Here is a 20,079-nt window from a genome sequence, read left to right as displayed (position 1 = left end):
AATCATGGCACGAGTACTTTTGAAATCAGGAGGTAGATAACCGCCAACCCGGCGGCGGCGGCAAAGGCCAGGGCAAGGTTTTCCTGCAACGCCCCGCGTTGCACGCCGCGCAGACGGGCACCAACGTTACGGACAGTATAGGCGACACCGTCCACGACACCATCAATCACACGGTTATCGAACTTACCGGCCAAATGCGCGGTAAACATCAGCGGGATCATTCCCGCCAAGCGGTAAAGTTCCCCCACGAACGTATCCACAGTCTGGATAGGCTTTTTGGCGAGCCAGAGGAACATCTGCCCACCCTTGCGGTACGGCCAGTCGAGATCGAGGCTGATCAAGGCCTCAGGTTCCAGCTTCTTGATGAGCCAGAAGAAGCCAACGGCGGTGAAGAGCAGAATCTGGAGCGTTTCGCTGACGTGATACGAGGTATAAGGCTCATAATCCACCGCATACGGCAGCATCTTGTACAAATACGGCGTGTAACAGCCGATAAAAATGCAGAAGAACGATGCAACGCCCATGGCCAGGTTCATATTCCACGGCGGGTCCTTGGCCAACTCCCAAGTCTTGGGCTTGCAGTTGTTTTTTCCGAACCAAATGAAATACGGAACCTTGAGGCCGGTGTGCAGGAACGTGCCACTGGACGCCAGCATGAGCAGGAACCCCACCCAGTACTTGTGCTCCTCAAAGCCCGCCGCCACAATCATGGATTTGCTGACGAACCCGCTGAAAAGCGGGAAGGCGGAGATCGAAAGACCGCCGATCAGCGTAAACAGAAATGCCCACGGCATCTTTTTGTACAGCCCGCCCAGTTCGGTGAATTTACTCTCTCCCGTCATGAACAACACGCTGCCGCAGCCCATGAACAGCAGGCCCTTGTACAAAATGTGGGCGAACGCATGGGCACACGCGCCATTGATGGCCATTTCTGTACCGAGACCGACGCCGGCCACCATGTATCCCACCTGGCTAATGATGTGGTAGGCGAGCAGACGGCGACAGTCGTTTTCCAACACCGCATACACAACGCCGTACAGCGCCATGATTACCCCCAATGGCACCAGAATTTCCATGCCCGCCAACCCGCGGCACAAGGCATACACAGCGGTCTTGGTGGTGAAGGCGCAGAGGAACACCGAACCGTTAAAGGTGCCTTCCCCATAAGCATCGGGCAGCCAGGCGTGCAACGGCGGAACCGCTGCGTTCAGGATGAACCCGATCATGATGAGGTATACCGCCACGGTGGGATGCGCTACATCGAGATGATCAAAGGTCCAAACGTTGGTGGGGGCGCACTGAAGCAGAATGCCCGCCAACAGTGAGAGACCACCGGCGATATGCACCAACAGGTAGCGATAGCCGACAGCAGTGGATTGAGCCCGGTTCCGGAACCAAATCAAAAAGACCGAGGAGAACGCCATGAGTTCCCAGAAGAGGAACAGCGTGATGTAGTCACCGGCAAAAATTGCGCCCATCGCTCCACCGGCATAGCACCACGCGGCCAGATGCTCCGTGGCCTTCTTAACGTGCAGCCCGTACAACGTGCCGATAATGCACATCAAACTCATGATGTACCCGAAGACCAGACTTAGCTTATCCACGCGACCAAAAACCAACTCCCAGTTCAGGAAGTGTACCTTGCCAAACATCCCTTGCTGCATGTGCAACACCACGCCGAACGCCAGTGCTGGAATCAGCAGCAGGTACCCTTTGCGAATGCGTTCCGGTACCAAGGGCAGCAAGAGCCCCCCCAGGATTAAAACCAACGCCGGATGTATCCAGAAATTATTCATCGTAGTAGTCCTCGCGAGTCATGATTCCACGGTGCCCAAACCACTTGGAAACCAAGATGATTACAACGCAGGCAGCAAAACCGAACAGCGCCCAAAAGCCCGGGATATTTTTCTCGGCCCAAGTGTGAGCATGTCCTTCCTTATGCACAATGGCCGGGATGGCATCCATGAGCACAAGGAGCGCCAGCACGGCAACACAAATCCAAACCACCGTTCGCAGGTGCTTGCGGATAAAATCTATAAATTGAACCAGTTTCATGGGTGTATCGGATAAACCATTTGGGCGAAATTCACGAAAAAGTCGGGGTAAAAACCGAGCATAACGGAAATGGCGGCGGTGATGGTAAGTGGAATCACCATGGCGGGATGAGCCTCTTTATAGTGATGATGGGCGTCTTCTTCGGAAAGCTTGCCGAAAAATGCCTTATACACCACCGGGGCAAAATAGGCGGTATTGAGCAGCGTGCTGGTCAACAGCACGATCACTATGCCCAGCGTACCGGCATCAATCGCACCGAGGAGCATGTACCATTTGCTAACGAACCCACCAACCGGCGGCGCGCCAATCATGCTGAGAGCCGCGATGGCAAACGCGCCAAACGTGAACGGCATCACCCGCCCCATCCCACTCAGTTGGGAAATATTCTTCTTGTGCGTCGCGACGTAGATCGCACCGGCACAGAAGAACAGGGTGATCTTGGCAAAGGCATGGTTCGCAATGTGAATCAGGCCACCCTGAACAGCGATGGGTTTCAAGAGGGCCACCCCCAGAATGATATACGAAAGCTGACTGACGGTTGAATAGGCCAGCCGGGCCTTCAAATTATCCTTGCTCAAGGCAATGATGGAGGCAGCCAGAATTGTGAACGACACAAAATAGGCGGTGGGCAACCCAAGATGGAAACGATCCATGGCATCCACCCCGAAGACATAAAGCATCACGCGCACGGTTGAGAACACACCGACCTTGACGACGGCCACGGCGTGCAGCAAGGCGCTGACCGGCGTGGGAGCCACCATCGCGCTCGGCAGCCAGCTATGCAACGGCATGATCCCGTTCTTGGCAAAACCGATGATACAGCACACGTAGAGGGCGGTAATGACACCCCGATGTATATTGGGTGGAAGAATTCCGGTGTGGACATTCTGTGCGAAATCCAAGGTACCGCTAAGAACATAGATGAGCACCATCGCCGGCAGGATCAGGGCCTTGGCGGTGGCAGTCAGGTAAACAAGGTATTTCTTCGCGCCTTCGTAGCCTTCTTCATCCTGATGATGCGCCACCAACGGATAAGTGCAGACGCTGACAATTTCATAAAACAGGTACAGGGTGAACAGGTTATCGGAGAAGGCGCAGCCGATGGCGCCGAACAACGCGAGCGCAAAACAAGTGTTAAAGCGGGTCTGGGCATGCTCCTCCAGTCCGCGCATGTAACCGGCCGAGTAAAATACCGTGAGTACCCAGAGGAAAGAGGCCGCCACGGCAAAGATCATGGAGAGCGCATCCGCGCGCAGGGAAATGCTCAAACCGGGTAACAACTGAAAGACAGAAAAATACAATCTTTTTCCCGCCAGAATGTCCGGCACCAGCGAGCCCGTGATGGCGAACAACACCACCGCCGCCACGAAGGAGCAAGCTTCGCGCACGTTGGGTCGTTTGCCCGTGGCCATCACCAGACCAGCGCCAATGAGAGGCGCCAGGATGGCCAGCAGAAGTCGTATGTCGTGAGTTACGGCTTGAGTTCCCATAATTGATTACCCCTTCAGCTCCGACAACTCCTTGGCCTTGATGGACCGGTAATTACGATAGATGGCGATCACGATGCTCAGGCCGATGGCGACTTCCGCCGCCGCCAGACCCATGATGAACAGCACAAACACCTGCCCGACAGTCGGGTCCGGGGCATAAAAGCGGTTGAAGGTCATAAAGTTCAGCGAGGCGGCGGAAAAAATGAGTTCTCCGGCGATCAGCATACCCACGAAGGTCCGCCGCCGCAGGAGTCCATAAAGCCCCACCGCAAACAGCAGCGCAGCGGTAATCAAGTAAAGATCAGGCTGATTATAGAGTTGAGCAAGATTCATGGTTTGGTCTTTCCGGTTCGCGCAATGGCGAGCGCCCCAAGAATGGCGACGAGTAACGCCACCGAAATCAATTCAAATGCCAAACTGTAGGTCGTCAGCAGCGAACGGCCGATCGCCTGCACCGATCCATCGGTGACATGTTTGGTTGGGGCCATCAGGTTGGCACTGGCTGGAAGTCGTGACAGCGCCCAAAAGACCGCGCCACACACCAGCAGGGAGAACCCGATCCACAAAATCGCCGAACTGGGCCGCTCATCATGGAGCGCCTCATCCGGCTCGGACATCATGATGGCGAACACGATGGTCACACAAACGGCACCGATATAGATCAAAATCTCCATCATGGCCAGGAAGGGACTGTTCAGAAAGTAAAACAGCCCAGCCAACCCCAGACAACACAGGGCCAGTCCACACACGCTGCGAATGATGCGCACGCTCAACGCGGCGATCAACGCCCCGATGACCGTGGTCAACACAGCGAGCAGGAATATCACCGCCAAGATATATTCGGAACCCGGAATCGGAGTCATTTCTTTACCTCCTCCACCTTGCTTTTTTCTTCCAGTTTTTTGAACAAATCCATGACAAAATCCTCCTTGGTCATGCCGGCCAGATTGTAATTTTTGGAATATTCAATGCAGCCGCCCTTGCAGGCTTCCACGCAGGAACCGCATAGACTGCACTTGGTAAAGTCCAGTTTGAATACGGTGACCGACTTCTTTTTGTCGCCCTCCAGCTTGGCGCCATCCACGGTAATGCAATCGCTGGGGCAGGCGCGTTCACAAAGCTTGCAAGCAAAACAGAGCGCCTTGCCGGTTGCCGGGTCGCGCACTAACTCGATGTGCCCGCGAAAGCGAGGCGTCATCTTTAAAGTTTCATGCGGATAATGCACCGTCACCGTCGGCTTGAAAAACTGGGCGATTGTCAGGCGCATGCCGACCAGCAGGCTGTTAAAGCCCCCGACGATCTCCTGCAATGATTTTTTCATGCTCATAACAACTTCAACATCGCGCTGGTTAAAACAAGGGTTATCAAAGAAATGGGAATCAGAATCTTCCAGGACAGGTTAAGCAGGCCATAAAACTGGGTGCGGGGAAAAGTCCAGCGCACCCAGATGACGGAGAAGATCAGGAAATACATTTTCAACAGAAACCACCAGACCCCGGAGAAATGCCCGAACGGGCTCTGCCAACCGCCCAAAAAGAGCACCGTGGCGAGACTGCATCCCAAGAGAATGTTGGCGTACTCACCCATAAAGAACACGCCGAAACCCATGCCGGAATATTCCGTATACGCGCCGGCCACCAATTCGCTTTCCGCTTCCGCCATGTCAAAGGGGGCGCGATTGGTTTCGGCCAACATACAGATGTAAAAAATGATAAACGTCACCGGCATCAGCGGATTGGCGTCCAGACGGAACAGATTCCAATGCCAAAAGGCACCCTCCTGCTGCCGGACGATTTCGTTGAGATTCATGGTGCCGGTCACCATAATCATGGTAATCAGCACCAAGAGGACCGGAATTTCATACGCGACGTTTTGGGAGACCACGCGAGCCGCGGCAATGATGGAATATTTGTTGCGCGAAGACCAGCCGGCGAGCATGACAGCCATGACGTTGATGGAGGCGAACGCGAAAATCATGATCAGGCCGACATTGATATCCAGCCCCACCAATTGTTCGCTGAAGGGAATAACCGCGAGGCTCATCAGCGCGGGACTAATGACCAAAATTGGAGCGAGGCAAAATAGCATGACATCCACTCCGGGAGGAATAATGATCTGCTTGGACAACAACTTGAGGGCGTCGGCAATGGGCTGCAAGAGGCCAGCGTACCCGACTTCCGTCGGGCCGGGACGACGCTGAAAGCGCCCGGCACCCTTGCGTTCCAACCACACCAGGTAAGCGGCGTTGAAACCCACAAAGGAGATAATGCCAAGCAAAAAGGCCAGTAATCTGAAAGGTTCCGGAATCATGTTCAGTTTAGCGGTCAATGTCGGGGATCACGAGGTCCAGGCTGCCCATTAGCGCCAAAGCATCCGCGAGCATCATGCCTTGAGTGGCCTCTTCAAACAAACTGAGATTGCTAAAACAGGGGGTGCGCCATTTGATGCGATACGCATTTTCTTTATTATCGCTGACAATGCGCACCATAAGCCGCCCGCGCGCGGCTTCCACCGAATAACAGTAATCCCCCGGCGGGACCTTCAAGACGCGCGGCACCGTCGCCATCACCGGGCCATCGGGAATTTTATCCAGCGCCTGCTCAATGATGCGCAGGCTCTGCACCATTTCCTCCATGCGCACCAAATAGCGCGCCATGGAATCGGTCTCGGGGAAGGTCGGAATATCAAAATCAAACTGCGAATAGACCGAGTACGGTTCAGCCCGGCGCACATCGTATGGCACACCTGCGCCGCGAACGACCGGGCCGGAGGCACCATACTTGCGGCACATCTCCTTGCTGATCGGACCAATGTTCTCCAACCGCTTGCGCAGGATGATGTTATCCGTCACCAACGCGCGGTACATCTTCAAGCGCGGGCGCAAGTATTGAACAAACTCACGGGTACCTTTGAGAAAGGCTTCATCTACGTCATTGTACACCCCACCAATGCGGTAGTAGCAATAAGTCAGACGTGATCCGGAGACGGATTCGAGTAAATCAAGAATCTTTTCCCGGTCATCAAACGCGTACAGCAGCGGGGTGAATCCCCCCAGATCGAGCACAAAGGCGCCAAACCAGACCAAGTGGCTGGAAACACGGTTCAGCTCGGAGGTGATGACACGGATAAATTCGGCCCGCGGCGGAACTTGCAGTTTCAAACCGCGTTCCACGGCCCCGACGTACGCGTGCGTGTACGTCATGGCGGAAAGATAATCAATCCGGCTCGTATTCGGCAGATATTGCGCCCAAGTACGGTTTTCCCCCATTTTTTCGTGCATTCGGTGGATGTACCCGCAGACGGGTTCCGCCCTCATGACAAACTCCCCATCCATGGTCAGCTTGACCCGCAACACGCCGTGGGTGGCGGGATGCTGCGGCCCGAGGTTCAGTACGAATGTCTCGTTGTGCGCCGGATGGGCTGGGTTGGAAGTTGCTGTGATCACGCGACAAAGTCTTTTTTAAGCGGGTGAAACGTGGCATCCTCTGGCAGCAAGATGGGAATCAGATTGGGATGGCCGGCAAATTTGATGCCAAAAAAGTCGTGGGTTTCACGCTCATGCCAGTTGGCACCGGCGAACACTCCGGAAATGGTCTGAATTTCTGGATTTTCTCGAGGTAAACGCGCACGTACCATCACGCGAGCCGGGGAAGTGAAGTGAAAGTAATCATAGACTACTTCCATCTGCTTGTCCGCGATCCAATCCACCCCGGTAATCGCATCCAGAGCGAAACCCTCGCGATCCAGCAGGTTGGCCGCAGCCACAACCTGCTCAAACGAAACCAAAACATCCAAGTGATAGCCCTTGGCAGCGAAATCCGCCAGCAGACAACCGGGTTGGCGTGGCGCGGGAACAGGAGCGGGGGCCGGTGCAGGAACCGCCCCTGCTGCAGCTTCCCCAGCGGGCGCAGGCGCCGGAACCGACGGGGCGACGGGAAACAACCGGCCAAATTCAGTGACCAGTCTGGAAATCGCTTCCGGGGGCGCGGCGGGAACCGGAATGACCGGAATGGTTGCCGCAGAATTTTGAGGTGGTTCAGACGTGCTCATTGGGGAGGCGGCACCGGGAAACGGCGTTTGCCGGTGATTTTTTCTTCAAGTTTTAAGATGCCTTCAATCAACGCTTCCGGACGCGGCGGACACCCGGGAATAAAGATGTCCACCGGGAACAGCTTATCCACCCCTTCGACCACCGCGTATTGTCCCGGATAGACAAAGGGACCACCGGAAATGGCGCAATTGCCCATGGCAATCACCCACTTGGGCTCGGGCATTTGATCGTACAACGTTTTTACGGCGGCAGCCATTTTCTTATTAATGGTGCCGGCCACAATCATGACGTCCGCCTGGCGGGGAGACGGGCGAAATACTTCCGCCCCGAAGCGGGCCAGATCGAAACGGGACGCGCCAGCGGCCATCATTTCAATGGCACAGCAGGCCAGCCCAAAGGTCAGAGGCCACAACGAATTGGCACGCCCCAGCGCCAGCAAGTCATCCAATTGGGCAAAACGAACTATTTGAGAGAGGTCTTGGGAACACTCTGCTTTCGTGTCCATTCGAATACTCCTTTCTTCCAGGCATAGACAATCACCAGCGAGAGAATCCCCACAAAGATGAGCGTCTCAACAAAGTCACGGATCGGAAATTGGTTATACACCAAGGCCACGGGGATGAGATAAAGCACATCCACCGCAAACGCGATAAACACCAGCGCATACAAGTAATACACTGCACTGTAGCGGATCCAGGCATCCCCAATGGGATCCATGCCACATTCGATGTACTGGCCGGTCTTGTTGGCATAGTTGCGGGTCTTGCGCGCGGCTAACAAATACACCACCACAAACGGCCCCAGCGCAAACCCGAGGCCGCCCAAACAAAACACAAAAAGATATATTAGTTCGACTGATAAACTGTTACTCATACGTCATATTAGTTAGCCGTATTCATGAAACTATGCCACGTGCTTTTCCGACTGCAAGCATAATTTTTTCATCATTTTTACATCGGGCAAAGACAGGAGGGGTACCTTACCATATTTGGGGATTTACGCGAACAGCTTTTTCCCCTATCCTCAAACCATGTCAGGCGAATTTATGAATCATGTTGAACGCTTTCGCGCCGTGATGAATTTTCAACCGGTGGATCGTCTCCCGCGCTGGGAGTGGGCCATGTGGTGGGATTTGACCATCGAGCGGTGGCACCAGGAAGGATTGCCGCCGGCCATGAAATTCAGTCAGGTGCATGACATTGCGCGTTGGTTCGGACTTGATCCTTACCAGCAATTCTGGTTCAGCACAACGGAAGCCACCATCGAGGCCACCCAGCATCATGTCGAAGGCGTTGTATCGAATATGGATGATTATCTGCGCATTCGCCCGCAACTCTTTCCGAGCCATGCTGCCGCCATTGCGGGCATGGCAGCTTGGGCGGAAAAACAAAAACGCGGGGAAGCTGTGGTCTGGTGTACGCTGGAAGGTTTCTTTTGGTTTCCGCGTACACTGATGGGTTTTGAAAAATTGATGTACGCCTACGCCGACCAACCTGAGCTATTGCATCGCATTAACCAGGATTTGCTCGAATTCAACCTGCGCCTGCTCGACGAGATATTCAAGGTCTGCACGCCCACGTTCATGACTTTGGCGGAGGACATGTCCTATAATCACGGTCCCATGATCTCGAAAAAAACGTTTGAGGAGTTCGTGGCCCCCTATTACCGCCAGTTGGTGCCGCGTTTGAAAGAGCGTGACATTATGCTCTTCCTGGATACGGATGGCGATGTCACCCTTCTGATTCCCTGGCTGATGCAGGAAGGTGTGGCAGGGGCTTTACCCTTGGAACGACAGGCAAAAGTGGATGGCATGAAACTGCGACAGCAATTTCCCCAATTCCGCATGATCGGGCATTTTAATAAAATGACCATGAACCAGGGGGAAGCAGCCATGCGCGCCGAATTTGAACGACTCGTACCCCTCATGAAAACCGGCGGATTTATTCCCAGCGTGGATCATCAAACCCCGCCGGGGGTATCCCTGGAAGCATACCGCATTTACTTGCGGCTGCTGCACGAATACACGGCGGTAAACGGTAAATTCATTTGATTCCCGCTTGATTTTGCGGAGAATGGGTGCATGGACTTGGCCATAAACTTATCAAAGATTCGAGAACGGATCACCGCTGCATGTGAACGATCCGGTCGCGACGCGTCGGCGGTGGAACTGCTCGCCGTGAGCAAGGGGCAACCGCCCGAAGCGGTGCGGGCAGCGGCGGATTTGGGACTGGCCTTATTCGGAGAAAATCGCGTCCAAGAGGGAAAAATCAAAATTTCGTTATGCCCCTCCCGGCTGCGCTGGCATCTGATTGGCCATTTGCAGTCCAACAAATGCCGTGATGCGGTACACTTTTTTTCCATGTTGCAAGGAGTGGACAGCCTCGCGCTGGCGCAGGAAATCAACAAATGGGCCGACAAATCCGCGAAAACCATGCCGCTGTTATTGGAAATCAACGTCGCGGGAGAATCCTCAAAGTTCGGGTTGCGCCCAGCGCAATTGATCGCGGACCTGGCTGCCATCAACGCCTTGCCACGCATTGAAATTCACGGGTTGATGACCATTGCCCCCTGGACGCCGGATCCGGAAAAAGCACGTCCATTTTTCCGCCAGATGCGGGAATTGAAAGAACACTGTGAACAAATGCTTGGGGCTCCCCTGCCCCACCTGAGCATGGGAATGAGCGGTGATTTTGAGGTGGCCATTGAGGAGGGTACCACCATGATTCGCCTTGGCACAGCGCTGTTTGGTCCGCGGAATATGTCGGCTTGGCGGCCAAAGAATGCGGAAACGGCAGAGGATCTTTGATTAATTGCGCGCGCCGCGCCCAGTGGCATTTACGTTTGCCAAGCCCCCCCGCCAGTTTTCATTTTTCCCCCGCCAGTTTGCCATATTTCTCCGCGTCGGCGGGACGGCCCAAACTGCGGGCGTGTTTGGCTAGCCGCCGGTAAATGACAGACTTCTCCGGATACTCCGGCTGTTCTTTCACAAACCGCTCGTATAGCTCAATCGCCCGTCCGTCCCGCCCCATAAACGCCAGATGCTCGCCAAAAGTCAGCATCATACGCACCCGTTGCTGCGGCGAAACCTCTTGTTTAAAGGCGTCCTCATACGCGACCAGGCAGGCCGAGTAGTTCTTTTGTCGCCAGTACAATTCGCCAAGCATTTCCAGCAACACCGAACTACTGCGGGTTTCGGGCAGCCCTTCCAGATACCCCACCGCTTCTGCAATGGGATACCCCAGCACCAAGTTCAGGTTGGCCACTTTCAGATGCGACCACTCGATCAGACGGCTTCGGCGCACTGCCAGCGAGGAATGAATCGCGGGGGGCGGCTGTTTGGTCGGGCGATATAAAGGGTCGCCAACAAAGGTGGTCTGCCAGGAAAGGAGCCCTTGGCAGGCGTACGCAGCTTCGCCAAAAGTGAACCGGTCTTTCAACCAGCGCTGCGCAAACATGCCCACATTAGGCGTACCGCCCAAATACGGCTCATAGACGCATCCCATCGTGCAGGTGGCGCCTTTGGCCAGGAACGGCCCCACACAATGTTGGGTCGCACTGCGAATCGTGGCGGCCCCATACGAATAAAGATAATACGCAAACGCGCCGGGCATAAACTCCAAGTGCGGGCGCGAATACGGGGCCGAGACATCATCATTGCGCCAGCCCGCAAAAAACGCGATATGGCTCAGCGGAAAACCGGCAGTAAACGCGCCATCATGAGTGTCCACCACGGTTTCCATGCCATCACGAAAACAAACCTGCGCCGCCATCCCCATCCAGGATTCCCCCATCATCAACGGTCCATTGGTCAGCCCCCGGAGATCAATATACGCACGGCCCCAAAAGCCATTGGTTTCCGCCTCAATCGCCTTATTCACCAAGCCCATGGCAATGGCCGCCGACGGGCCATCCAACCGGGTCACCATCAACACCCCGTTGGTAGGGTGAAATAGCGCCAGATCTCCCATGGAATACACCGGGTTTTGAACAATCCCAATGAGCGGATAACGCCCCTCATTGAGCGGCAAACATGCCAATTCTGAATCCACCGCCGCATGGTTGACACGAAACGGCTCAGGGACACTGGCGTCGGGAACCGGGTCTTTATGGCTGAGATCATGCGTAATTTTTAGCGGCACCCCATAACACAGCAGCACATAGCGGATCTTGGCCTGCACCGGGAATCGCTTGCTGGCATTGGTCGTTGGTGGTCCATACACCATGAACTGGTTGGTGAGAAGCACTTGCAGCAAAGGCGTTTGCAGTTGTTGTTCAAATTGCGACCGGGAAATTTCCTCCGCCACTGGCAGGTCAAGCCCAAACACCTGGGTGGCAGGCACGCGCCGCTGTTGGGCATAATGTTCCGCCACTTGTTTGGACTCCGGCATTTTGCGGTTGTAAATCACCACCACTTGCTCGCCTTCACCAGCATAAACATCGGCCACCATCACAGCGCTCAACAAGAGCCATAGCTTGGCTAGCGCCATCCCTTTGTGTTTACAAATTGTCGTCATGTTTCGCTCTTCAAGTTCTATCAGTGCATCACTGATTATTGAGTTTCCGCACTGCACCATCGTCAATTTGCACCCGCAGACCATCATACGCCAGTTCAATTCCGGGCGGTAACAATGCCTGATCCCGATCATGATCCCAATGATGCGTCAAATGCGTGAAAAAGGTACAACGCGCATCCAGTTGCTGGGCTACCGCAATGGCCTCCTCGCGGCATAAATGGGTGGGATGCGGCGCCGGGCGCAGCGCATCCAACACCAATACCTGCGCCTCCCGGGCGCCCGCCATGGCTGGCGGAGGCACTTCCTTGCAATCGCTGTAATATGCCAAGCGCTTGTGACCAGCTTGGGCAAATACATACCCATAAGTATCCGAATGCCCATGCGGCAACGTGAACGGGGTGATCTGTAAATCGCCGATCTCAAACGGTCCCGTCACCACATGTGGTTCCGGAATGAAATAACCTTTGGGATGCGGACCGTCACAAAAGGCAAAATCGTACACCCGGCGCAGATGCCGCATGGTGATTTCGCTGGCATAAATGGGCAGTGGCCGCCCGCCGCGCAAATCGCACACCCGGCGGCAATCATCCAAGCCCATGATGTGGTCTGTATGGGCGTGCGTAAATATGACGGCATCCAGATAACCTAGCTTTTCGCGTAACATCTGCGTGCGGAAATCGGGCGTCGTATCCACCACCAACTTGACGTGCGGTGTCTCAATATATATCGAAGAGCGGGTCCGGTGATTCCGCGGATTCGCCAGGAACTCCGGCGGATACTCCATCCCGATCATCGGCACGCCTTGCGACGTACCGGAGCCTAGAAATGTGAAGGTCAGGCCCATGCCACTTCACCCTTTTTTAACATGTTACGCACCCGATCAATCTACGTTTAGGAACCGCCTTTGCCAAGCGGTATTCGGCCACGAACCCCTGCTCTTGCCGACAAGGAGGGCCAAAAGTTCCCGGACAGAGGCCCCGCCGAAAGTATTTTAGACTGGCTTTTGCGGCTCGTTGCCGTTACCTACTTTGCGCATGAAGCCTTCGGATAATCCGCTGAGCGAAACGACGCCACACACCCGCGTAGATAAATGGCTGTGGGTCGTGCGGGTGTACAAGACCCGCTCGCAAGCCACAGAGGCCTGCCGCGCGGGGCATGTAAAGATTGGTGGGGAGGCCGTCAAACCGGCACGCCAGCCGCATCCCGGGGAAATCATTACCGCCCGGGCGCATGACATCCTGCGCACCGTGAAAGTGCTGGGTCTGCTCGAACATCGGGTGAGCGCCAAGGTGGCCAGTCAATACATGGAAGATCTCACGCCGCCCGAGGAATACGCCAAGGCACGGGCACCGCAGCAACCGGCCAATTTCTTCCGTCCCAAAGGGGCAGGACGCCCCACCAAGCGGGAACGGCGCACCCTGGAATCGTTCCGCGAGGAACAGTTCTAAACCCCAACTCCGAGGTTGGCGCGGATGGGATTGCGTAGCGGTTGGGCGATCCCCGCATCACCCCTGGCACTTCTGGAGGCGGTCCGCATTTGCAGGACTCCCGCCTGTAGTCTACAGCCACTTGCGCTTGACCGCGCGACCGCATGGGCGTAGGGTGCAAAAGGATGAAGGCAGCCCCAAAGCAATGCTCTCTAATCGCAATGCGCCAAGTGCTGGCAGCCGAAATCCGTGGAAAGTATGAATGATGCCCAAAAAGCATTTCCTATCAGTAGTTTTCGCTGGTCTTGTTGCCACCAGCTATGGCCAGACGACCTTTATCAAGGCTGACAACACCAACGCTCTGAACACGGCGGCCAGTTATGTGACCAACAGCGGCGTTCCCGGTTCGGCTGATGCCATTCTCATTGATGGCACTCTTACCGCGTCCCGCACGGCAAACTTGGGCGGCAGTCTTTCCATCAATGCCCTCAATGTCGCGACCAGCTACGCCCAGAGGTTCGCCTTCGGTTCAACCGCCGGAGCAACGTTGACCATCGGCGCCGGTGGTTCAACCAACGGCGGCTATTCCTATTGGCTGCGAAGCAGCACGAATGTTGCCTTGCCGCGTGCCCAGTGGAGTGTGGTGTCCACCAATCTTTTTGATTTGCAGGGCAACTTCAGCAACCAAATTCAGATAACGCCGTTTCCACCGCAAATCTTATATTTCCTGCAGCTTCCCTGAATCCAGAACAGTGAACACATTTCTGAGTCGACAAATGAACCACAAAGGTCAAATTGACAAACAGCAGTTCATGAAAACACATCTCACGCCCTCATCCGAAGAGCCGCATGCGCAACCGCGTGCGTTCTGCCTCTACCCGCTGATGCTGGCGCTTTGGGCGCTAGCCTTTACGGGCCTGATGGCCACCGCTAGGGCGGACATTTACACCAACGCCAACAACGGCCTGGCGCTAACCAACCTCACTGCCTGGCTGGTGAGCGGTGGCACGCCCACCGTTTTACCCGGCACGAATGATACCATCTGGGTTACGGGCGCGGCGGTTACCGCGCCTTTGGGCGACGATCTTTCGGTCTATGGCCTGACTGAGGACAACACCATTACGTCAACTTGTCGCATCGGTTCCACCGCCGGAGCGACTTTGACCCTTGGCGCCGGCGGGATCACCAAACTCGTTACCGGCCAAAAGCTCGAAATCTCTTGCAACGTGGCCTTGAGGGCCGATCAAACCTGGACCAATGCGGGTAATATCATCCAGGTGGACAGCTCTTCTGCCTGGACCTTCAACGGCTACACGACGACTATCACCGGCCCTGGCACTTTCGATTGCCGAACCTCCATTGAATGTGGGACCAATGTGAACATCCAGTGTTCCACGGCGGACATGAATTATGCGGCCGGGGACCTCGATTTAGGCTCTGGAATCAACAGCTTCAAGACGTTTACTCTCGCTGCTGGAACGCTCGAAGGCAACAGCTTCCCCGGTGATACCAACGCTGCCACGACTAGTGCCTTTGGCGCCGGCTCTTGCGCGCTTGCGCTGAACAACGGGATCCTCATTTACAACGGCAACACTGTCGCCACCCCTGAGAAAATCACCATCGGCGCCACCGGCACCAACACTATCAACGTCAGCAAGGCCGGGCAGACATTGACCTTAAGCAACTTGTATTATGGGAGCGGGAGTTCCCAACCCACGAGCATCTATTTGAATTTTGGCGGGGCGGGTAATCTTACGCTCATTCGCGGCGTTTCCAACGCACCCAGTTCGCCTTACGCTTATGGTGTCAATAAGAGCGGCGCTGGCACGCTGACGTTGTGCGGCACGAACACCTATAGCTGGATCACCATGATCAGCGGTGGCAAGCTGGTCCTGACAGGTGGCAGCACGCTTTCCAATACACCGCTGATCAGCATGGCGGGCGGGACAACGTTTGACGTTTCCGGGTTGAGTTCGGGGAGCTTCACGCTTGGTTCCGGACGGACTCTGGCCAACAACACAGTGACCACGAGCGCGTTGAAAGGGAACATCAATGCCAGCCAGGGAACCATCGCCGTATCAGTCAACGGCTCCGCGCCCGCCTTCACCATCAGCAGCGGCACGTTCACCGTTTCGACCAACACGGTTTTTCAGATCAACAGCGGGATCGGCACGCCGGGAACTTATCCGCTAATCGCAAAGGGCGTTGGCGGCAGTGTGACGGGTGCGGTGCTGCCAACTGTCAACTTGTATCGCGCAACCGGCCACCTGGAAATCAATGCCGGCGAACTGGATCTCGTGGTGGATACGGCGGACTTGCTCAATTATTACGTGTCGCCGACCGGCAGTGATGCCACTGGGAACGGGACGCAGGGGAATCCGTACCAAACCATAACCCAGGCGCGGGATGCGATTCGGTTTCTTGGCGCGCAGAGCGAGGACATCAATGTCTATTTGCGGGGCGGGCGCTACCAAATCACCAACACCATCTCGTTCACCACCGCCGATTCCGGGATGAATGGGTTTTTTATCAACTACCGGTCCTACCCCGGAGAATCGGTGACGATTTCCGGCGGCAAACAAGTCACGGGCTGGACGAAGGTGCCGGGCAAGCCGTATTGGGTGACCAGCGTGCCGACCAATGCCGGGTTTGCGGATTATTTCCGCCAGCTTTATGTCAACGGCGTTCGCGCCGAGCGCGCCCGCTCGGATTGGATTCCCGGGGCGAAGTATGTCTGGACGAACGGGTCGAGCTTTAACTACAGCACCGCGACCTCGGGCCTGACGAATGTTTATGGAATTGCGTTTGCGCAAAATTCGGGTATGAAGAACTACTCCAACGTGAATGACCTGCGCCTGCTTCACATCTTCAGCTTCAGGTCGGATGAGTTTCCCGTCCTGAGCATTATCACCAACAGCGGCATGATTGACTTCGAGTTGCAGCAGTGCTACTGCCAAACGCGATATGGCATGGGGTATTTCAACTACAACGATGGGTGGATGGTGATCAATGCCATCGAGGAACTGGACGAGCCGGGCGAATGGTGTCTCAATACCACTACACATCAGGTGTATTACTATCCCAATTCGTTTGAAAACATGAACACAGCGGTGGTTTATGCGCCTGTGGTCGAGGCATTAGTGACCATTACCGGTGATTCGATGGCTAACCCAGTCCAGAACCTCCGGTTCCAGGGCCTCACCTTCGAGCACGGGAACTGGTTTTACCCGCGCGACTGTTACCTGGGCGGTGCCGAGGCGGAGGAGTTGATACATGAAGTGCGCCCCGGGGTTGCGTATTACAGCACCGAAGTGCCCGGCACCATCCGGTTGAAAAACACGGACGGAATTCAATTCGTTGGCAATACCATTCAGCATCAGGCCAACTGCGGCATTCACCTCTACGCCGGCGCGAGTGACACGCTCATTCAGGGGAATTTTTTCAACGATTTGACGGCCGCTGCCGTGTATCAATACAACATCATGGCGGCAACGTATAAAAGTGGCTCAATTTGCAGCAATACGCTGGTCGCGGACAACGTGATACGCAACACCGGCATGGATTTCCTATCGTCAACGCTGGTAAATATGCTGGGCGGCTACAGGTTTCAGCTTGTCCGCAACGATATGGCTGACTGCGGTTACTCCGGCTACCACGGAGCGAACCAGCTTTCATGTCCGGATCCCAGCCAGGGTGTGACCCTGCTGGCCTCGAATCGCATCACGATGGCGATGGGTGGGGCGCGCTATGGTATTGATGACGGCGGTTATATCTATACTGCCTATGCCCAGTCCAACAGCTTATACGTCGGGAACGATCTGTACGATATCAACCCGACTGGGAATGTGTGGGTCTCGGCTTTCTATCAGGACAATGAAAGCTACGGCATCCACTGGTCGAACAACGTCGTTCGCCAGGTCGTTCCGGGAAGAAGAGCCTGCAATTGGCAGCGGCGTTCTTCGTGCGCCTGGCCGGATGATTTAATGTACAACACTTACACTGATGCCACCGAATACTACTCGGCTGCACTGCAAGTCTTTTATAATTATGTTCAGATTACCAACGGCGTCTGGCCTCCGGCGGCGCTGAACATCATCCAGGGGGCGGGTGTCGGACCGGCCTATGACTACTTGTTGACCAACACCTATTCCGGCGTCAATCTGGCCAAAAACCAATTTGCCTGGGCCTCCAGTTCGAATGACATCAGCCAGGCGGGGGCGGATTGGGATTACAGCTCGGCGTGGCACTCGGCGTCGAATGACACGAATAGCTGGTGGGCCGTGGATCTGGGCGCGCCCTGCGTGATCCAACGCCTCGAATTGGCTCCCCGCACCGACTTGGACGAACCGGATGCGCGCTGCAACTTCCAGGTGCAGGCGGCCAATGACACCAACTTCACCAGCTACACCGTGCTGGCGGAGCAAAGCAGCGTGCCGTTTGCCTACCAGGGTTCCTTCAGAAGCGGGCCAGTGCGAAATTCATGGATCAAATTCATCAATAATCCGGGTAACTACCGCTATTTGCGGGTGCGCAAGACCAGCGGCTCGACGTTGAGCTTTTCAGAGTTCCAAGCTTATGGCCACGCCGCCCTTGTGCCCGCAACGGTAACCCTGGGCAATTTGAACCAGGCCTACGATGGCACCGGAAAGGCTGCCAGCGCCACGACAACGCCGGCCGGCCTGACGGTGAACCTGACTTACAACGGCTCATCCGCGTTGCCGGTTAATGTCGGCAGCTACACCGTAGTCGGCGCGATCAGTGATCCGACCTACGTTGGCAGCGCCACCGCCACCATGACCATCTTCCCCGCCGCGCCAGCGGGCCTGGGGGCCACCCCCGGAGACACCGTGGTTACGCTCAGTTGGTCATCCGCGCCCGGAGCAGCCAGCTATAATGTCAAGCGTTCGCTGAAGAGTGGCGGGCCATACACCACCATCACCAATGTAACCGCCCTGGTGTTTACCGATACCGGCTTGAGCAATGGCACGAACTATTATTATGTCGTTTCGGGCGTGGCCGCTGGCCTCGAGGGGGCAAACTCCGCGCAGGTCAGTGCAAAACCGGCGCTGGTGGCGCCGGGGATTGCAACCCAGCCAACCAGTTGCACGAATGTCGCCGGTGCGGTGGCCACCTTCATGGTCACAGCCACCGGTGTCCCACTGAACTATACTTGGAGGAAGAACGGCGCGCCGCTCACTGACGGCGGCAATATTTCAGGCTCGGCGACCGCCATCCTGAGTTTGAATAATGTCAGCGCAGCCGATCAGGGCAGCTACTCGGTGGTGATTACCAACCGGCTGGGGAGTGTGACCAGTTCGAATGCGACACTGGCGGTGATTACCGGCCTGCCGGTGGCCAGCGGCTTGATGGCGCGCTATGACGCCCAAACGATAACCGGGTTCGCCGACGGGGCCACCGTCACGAACTGGCCCGACAGTTCCGGCAATGGAAACACGGCCACCAACGCCGGCGGAACGCCGATCTATGTGGCTCAAGGATATAACGGGCTGCCCGTGGTCCGTTTCACCGCCGATGGCAATTCCACCTTCACGATGAAGACCCGCCGAACCGACATCCGCACGGTGTTCTGGGTTTGCAAAGAGCCAGTCGCCGGCCTCCATTTCCTGCTGGGCGACAGCGGTAGCTATGATTTCCATCGCGGCCCGTCAGGCAACACGATTTGGGATGGCACCTACGCGAGCGCGAACATCAGGAATGGCAGCACCCGCTTGAACGGCGCCATTGTCAACGGGACAACCACCCCCCTAGGAACCAATTGGAACATCGTGGACGTTGTTACGACGGGCAATGTCACCGCCGGGCGCATCTCCTACGACCGTGGGAATGGGGGCCGGTCGTGGGCCGGCGACATTGCGGAGATCATGATTTACAACACCGCCCTTTCATCCAATGACGTGATTATGACCGAGAGCTATTTGAACCAGAAATGGACCAATCCCCAGGTGCCGGTGGCGATTGCCGCCCAGCCCTCCAGCCTCACCAACAACCCGGGCACGCTGGCAACGCTCACGGTATCCGTCACAGGCACATCGCCCAGCTATCAGTGGCGCAAGAACGGTACCAACGTGAGTAATGGCGGTAAGGTGAGCGGAGCCATGGCCGCGACGTTGAGTTTAAGCAATGTGAGCGCGGGTGACGCTGGCAGTTACGACGTGGTGGTGGCCAACCCCGCTGGTAGTGTGACCAGCAGTGCTGCGACCCTGGCTGTGCAACCGCCGACCACGCCCACCAACCTGACCTGGAGCGTCAGCGGCAACGCCCTGACGCTCTCCTGGCCGTCAGACTATTTGGGCTGGCTTTTGCAGAAGAACACTGGCACGGATCTGCGAAACTCCAACGCGTGGGTGGACTTGCCCGGCACGACGAACGTGTATTCCACCAACGCGCCCATCGTCGCCACCAATCGGGCCGTGTTCTATCGCCTGCGCCACCCGTAGATTATGGTGTATTGGAACGCGTCGAGCAGGAATGTCAGCGGGCAGTCAAAACCAGCCACGCGTGGGCAGAATTGAAAATTCAAA

The 20,079-nt window shown here is 55.9% G+C and carries 18 protein-coding genes; 5 read left to right on the top strand and 13 right to left on the bottom strand.

Annotated elements, in window-relative coordinates; translation table 11 throughout:
- Positions 1-2: 2 nt before the first annotated feature.
- From WCO56_11865 to WCO56_11815, 11 genes are read right to left on the bottom strand one after another with little or no spacing between them, the layout of a single operon-like run.
- The gene (locus WCO56_11865; protein MEI7730263.1) at positions 3-1,796 is read right to left on the bottom strand and encodes a Na(+)/H(+) antiporter subunit D; all 1,794 of its coding nucleotides are present in this window, start codon (positions 1,794-1,796) and stop codon (positions 3-5) included.
- Positions 1,789-2,055 (bottom strand): hypothetical protein, encoded by a 267-nt coding sequence (locus WCO56_11860; GenBank protein ID MEI7730262.1) that lies wholly within the window; start codon positions 2,053-2,055, stop codon positions 1,789-1,791. Before WCO56_11860 ends, WCO56_11865 begins: the two co-directional genes overlap by 8 nt.
- A complete protein-coding gene (locus WCO56_11855) occupies positions 2,052-3,545 on the bottom strand; it encodes a monovalent cation/H+ antiporter subunit D family protein (protein ID MEI7730261.1) in 1,494 nt (497 codons plus the stop codon). Before WCO56_11855 ends, WCO56_11860 begins: the two co-directional genes overlap by 4 nt.
- A 6-nt stretch (positions 3,546-3,551) precedes the next feature.
- Complete coding sequence (nuoK, locus tag WCO56_11850) at positions 3,552-3,878, bottom strand: NADH-quinone oxidoreductase subunit NuoK (GenBank protein MEI7730260.1); 327 nt, start codon at positions 3,876-3,878, stop codon at positions 3,552-3,554.
- Positions 3,875-4,408: an NADH-quinone oxidoreductase subunit J gene (locus tag WCO56_11845; GenBank protein MEI7730259.1), complete on the bottom strand. Its 534-nt coding sequence runs from the start codon at positions 4,406-4,408 to the stop codon at positions 3,875-3,877. Before WCO56_11845 ends, nuoK begins: the two co-directional genes overlap by 4 nt.
- On the bottom strand, positions 4,405-4,866 hold the full coding sequence (locus tag WCO56_11840; protein ID MEI7730258.1) for an NADH-quinone oxidoreductase subunit I: 462 nt from the start codon (positions 4,864-4,866) through the stop codon (positions 4,405-4,407). Before WCO56_11840 ends, WCO56_11845 begins: the two co-directional genes overlap by 4 nt.
- A gap of 2 nt (positions 4,867-4,868) precedes the next feature.
- Positions 4,869-5,855 (bottom strand): NADH-quinone oxidoreductase subunit NuoH, encoded by a 987-nt coding sequence (gene nuoH / locus WCO56_11835; protein ID MEI7730257.1) that lies wholly within the window; start codon positions 5,853-5,855, stop codon positions 4,869-4,871.
- A 7-nt stretch (positions 5,856-5,862) separates the two neighbouring features.
- Entirely contained in the window at positions 5,863-6,990 is a 1,128-nt protein-coding gene (locus WCO56_11830; GenBank protein MEI7730256.1) for an NADH-quinone oxidoreductase subunit D, read from the bottom strand.
- On the bottom strand, positions 6,987-7,595 hold the full coding sequence (locus tag WCO56_11825; GenBank protein ID MEI7730255.1) for an NADH-quinone oxidoreductase subunit C: 609 nt from the start codon (positions 7,593-7,595) through the stop codon (positions 6,987-6,989). The genes WCO56_11830 and WCO56_11825 overlap by 4 nt, the downstream gene beginning before the upstream one ends.
- Complete coding sequence (nuoB, locus tag WCO56_11820) at positions 7,592-8,101, bottom strand: NADH-quinone oxidoreductase subunit NuoB (GenBank protein MEI7730254.1); 510 nt, start codon at positions 8,099-8,101, stop codon at positions 7,592-7,594. Before nuoB ends, WCO56_11825 begins: the two co-directional genes overlap by 4 nt.
- Complete coding sequence (locus WCO56_11815; protein ID MEI7730253.1) at positions 8,059-8,469, bottom strand: NADH-quinone oxidoreductase subunit A; 411 nt, start codon at positions 8,467-8,469, stop codon at positions 8,059-8,061. The genes nuoB and WCO56_11815 overlap by 43 nt, the downstream gene beginning before the upstream one ends.
- Positions 8,470-8,641: 172 nt before the next feature.
- On the opposite strand from WCO56_11815, the gene WCO56_11810 reads away from it, so the two are divergent.
- Together WCO56_11810 and WCO56_11805 are read left to right on the top strand one after the other, a co-directional pair.
- Entirely contained in the window at positions 8,642-9,646 is a 1,005-nt protein-coding gene (locus WCO56_11810) for a uroporphyrinogen decarboxylase family protein (GenBank protein ID MEI7730252.1), read from the top strand.
- Positions 9,647-9,676: 30 nt separating this feature from the next.
- Entirely contained in the window at positions 9,677-10,402 is a 726-nt protein-coding gene (locus WCO56_11805; GenBank protein MEI7730251.1) for a YggS family pyridoxal phosphate-dependent enzyme, read from the top strand.
- Positions 10,403-10,460: 58 nt separating this feature from the next.
- On the opposite strand, the gene WCO56_11800 is transcribed toward WCO56_11805, so the two are convergent.
- Complete coding sequence (locus WCO56_11800; protein MEI7730250.1) at positions 10,461-12,110, bottom strand: TIGR03790 family protein; 1,650 nt, start codon at positions 12,108-12,110, stop codon at positions 10,461-10,463.
- Between the two features lie 28 nt (positions 12,111-12,138).
- Positions 12,139-12,954, bottom strand: a complete 816-nt coding sequence (locus WCO56_11795; protein ID MEI7730249.1) for an MBL fold metallo-hydrolase — start codon at positions 12,952-12,954, stop codon at positions 12,139-12,141.
- A gap of 190 nt (positions 12,955-13,144) precedes the next feature.
- On the opposite strand from WCO56_11795, the gene WCO56_11790 reads away from it, so the two are divergent.
- The 3 genes from WCO56_11790 (at position 13,145) to WCO56_11780 (ending at position 19,995) form a co-directional block, all read left to right on the top strand.
- Positions 13,145-13,558 carry an RNA-binding S4 domain-containing protein gene (locus tag WCO56_11790; protein MEI7730248.1) on the top strand — a complete coding sequence of 138 codons (414 nt, stop codon included), beginning with the start codon at positions 13,145-13,147 and terminating at the stop codon, positions 13,556-13,558.
- Between the two features lie 241 nt (positions 13,559-13,799).
- Positions 13,800-14,279: a hypothetical protein gene (locus WCO56_11785; GenBank protein ID MEI7730247.1), complete on the top strand. Its 480-nt coding sequence runs from the start codon at positions 13,800-13,802 to the stop codon at positions 14,277-14,279.
- 70 nt (positions 14,280-14,349) lie between these two features.
- The gene (locus WCO56_11780) at positions 14,350-19,995 is read left to right on the top strand and encodes an MBG domain-containing protein (protein MEI7730246.1); all 5,646 of its coding nucleotides are present in this window, start codon (positions 14,350-14,352) and stop codon (positions 19,993-19,995) included.
- The last annotated feature ends 84 nt before the right edge of the window (positions 19,996-20,079 follow it).

This window comes from Verrucomicrobiota bacterium, from assembly GCA_037139415.1.
Taxonomy (GTDB): Bacteria; Verrucomicrobiota; Verrucomicrobiia; order Limisphaerales; family Fontisphaeraceae; genus JBAXGN01.
Note: the sequence above shows the minus strand (reverse complement) of the source record. Positions and strands in the feature narration are given on the sequence as shown.

Coding starts and splice junctions, on each gene's coding strand:
- WCO56_11865 (MEI7730263.1), bottom strand. CDS start 1,796: ATGAATAATTTCTGGATACATCCGGCGTTGGTTTTAATCCTGGGGGGG.
- WCO56_11860 (MEI7730262.1), bottom strand. CDS start 2,055: ATGAAACTGGTTCAATTTATAGATTTTATCCGCAAGCACCTGCGAACG.
- WCO56_11855 (MEI7730261.1), bottom strand. CDS start 3,545: ATGGGAACTCAAGCCGTAACTCACGACATACGACTTCTGCTGGCCATC.
- nuoK (MEI7730260.1), bottom strand. CDS start 3,878: ATGAATCTTGCTCAACTCTATAATCAGCCTGATCTTTACTTGATTACC.
- WCO56_11845 (MEI7730259.1), bottom strand. CDS start 4,408: ATGACTCCGATTCCGGGTTCCGAATATATCTTGGCGGTGATATTCCTG.
- WCO56_11840 (MEI7730258.1), bottom strand. CDS start 4,866: ATGAAAAAATCATTGCAGGAGATCGTCGGGGGCTTTAACAGCCTGCTG.
- nuoH (MEI7730257.1), bottom strand. CDS start 5,855: ATGATTCCGGAACCTTTCAGATTACTGGCCTTTTTGCTTGGCATTATC.
- WCO56_11825 (MEI7730255.1), bottom strand. CDS start 7,595: ATGAGCACGTCTGAACCACCTCAAAATTCTGCGGCAACCATTCCGGTC.
- nuoB (MEI7730254.1), bottom strand. CDS start 8,101: ATGGACACGAAAGCAGAGTGTTCCCAAGACCTCTCTCAAATAGTTCGT.
- WCO56_11815 (MEI7730253.1), bottom strand. CDS start 8,469: ATGAGTAACAGTTTATCAGTCGAACTAATATATCTTTTTGTGTTTTGT.
- WCO56_11810 (MEI7730252.1), top strand. CDS start 8,642: ATGAATCATGTTGAACGCTTTCGCGCCGTGATGAATTTTCAACCGGTG.
- WCO56_11805 (MEI7730251.1), top strand. CDS start 9,677: ATGGACTTGGCCATAAACTTATCAAAGATTCGAGAACGGATCACCGCT.
- WCO56_11800 (MEI7730250.1), bottom strand. CDS start 12,110: ATGACGACAATTTGTAAACACAAAGGGATGGCGCTAGCCAAGCTATGG.
- WCO56_11795 (MEI7730249.1), bottom strand. CDS start 12,954: ATGGGCCTGACCTTCACATTTCTAGGCTCCGGTACGTCGCAAGGCGTG.
- WCO56_11790 (MEI7730248.1), top strand. CDS start 13,145: ATGAAGCCTTCGGATAATCCGCTGAGCGAAACGACGCCACACACCCGC.
- WCO56_11785 (MEI7730247.1), top strand. CDS start 13,800: ATGATGCCCAAAAAGCATTTCCTATCAGTAGTTTTCGCTGGTCTTGTT.
- WCO56_11780 (MEI7730246.1), top strand. CDS start 14,350: ATGAAAACACATCTCACGCCCTCATCCGAAGAGCCGCATGCGCAACCG.